A 1,494-nucleotide genomic window follows, 5' to 3' on the forward strand; every position below is an offset into this window, starting at 1 on the left:
GATCGCTCCGCCCGCGCTCGATAAGGTCGCCAAGCTGGCCAACACCAGCGCAGAGGCACTAGTTGATGCGCTGCCTCCCACCACCGCACTCACACTGAGCGCACCGCCCCCCGTGTAGACGCTGCCCAACGAGACGCCGGCGTGGCCACTCGCCCCGCTGACCAAGCCTGTCAGATTGACCGCCCCACCGCCCGACACAATCGAACCAATGGACACGCCCACGGCGCTTCCCGCGCTCACGTCGTTGCCATACACCGTCACGGCCCCACCCGTGCCGCTCGCGAGGCTCGTATTGAGCACCCCCGCTTGCACGCCGTAACCCGCCTGGGACGTGGGACCCTGATTGCTCAACACAATCGAGCCTCCATTGGTCGCGATCGAACCCACGCTGATCGCCCCACCCGAGAGCGTCGTCCCCGCCGTGATCGACACATTGCCGCCGCTCGTGCTGATGCTTGAGAGGCTCACCAATGCCCCCGCGCTCACGCTCACCGAACTACCCGTCACCGCGCCGAGTAAAATTTGGCTGCTCGCCGTTGCCGCCACTGCGCCACTTGCGGCAATCGAGGATATCCCTGTAATGTTCGTCGTATTCGCATCGCCCAGCGTCACCGCGCTGAACACCCCGCTGGTCGTCAGGCCCTGAAGGTTGTTTAAACCCACCGTCATGCCCGCTAGACTCGCCAGCCCCGAACCCGACTGCACCGTCAGCGCACCCGTCGTCTGCGCAGTCACTCCACCGGTGCTCAGACCACTGGCATCCGCGCGCACGGAGATATTCCCACTCTGCCCGCTGCCGCCCAGCTGCATCGTCGAGGAGTACAAGGCATAGGTGCTACGTGCGCCCGCTAAGTTCAGATTCAACGCGCCGCTGCCTGAGCGCAAAACAACGGCCGTGCCCGTTGCCGCTCCCGCTATGGCGCCACCGCTGGCTGTGAACCAATTGGCCAACAAATTGCCGCCGGCGCTATCGATTAACCCGCCATTCAGAAAATTGACCGCGTCGCCACCCGCGCTTGCGTTATTTACATCCGTATTTGAGGCATTCAGCGTGATCGCTCCGCCCGCGCTCGATAAGGTCGCCAAGCTGGCCAACACCAGCGCAGAGGCACTAGTTGATGCGCTGCCTCCCACCACCGCACTCACACTGAGCGCACCGCCCCCCGTGTAGACGCTGCCCAACGAGACGCCGGCGTGGCCACTCGCCCCGCTGACCAAGCCTGTCAGATTGACCGCCCCACCGCCCGACACAATCGAACCAATGGACACGCCCACGGCGCTTCCCGCGCTCACGTCGTTGCCATACACCGTCACGGCCCCACCCGTGCCGCTCGCGAGGCTCGTATTGAGCACCCCCACCTGCACGCCGTAACCCGCCTGGGACGTGGGACCCTGATTGCTCAACACAATCGAGCCTCCGTTGGTCGCGATCGACCCCACGCTGATGGCCCCACCCGAGAGCGTCGTCCCCGCCGTGATCGACACATTGCCGCC

General features: G+C 65.0%; 1 protein-coding gene. It reads right to left on the reverse strand.

Going from position 1 to position 1,494, the window contains the following annotated elements; all coding sequences use genetic code 11:
• On the reverse strand, nt 1-1,494 hold a 1,494-nt coding region (locus AWB78_RS42510), incomplete at both ends, for a beta strand repeat-containing protein (RefSeq protein ID WP_374729533.1).

The organism is Caballeronia calidae (genome assembly GCF_900044055.2).
GTDB lineage: Bacteria > Pseudomonadota > Gammaproteobacteria > Burkholderiales > Burkholderiaceae > Caballeronia > Caballeronia calidae.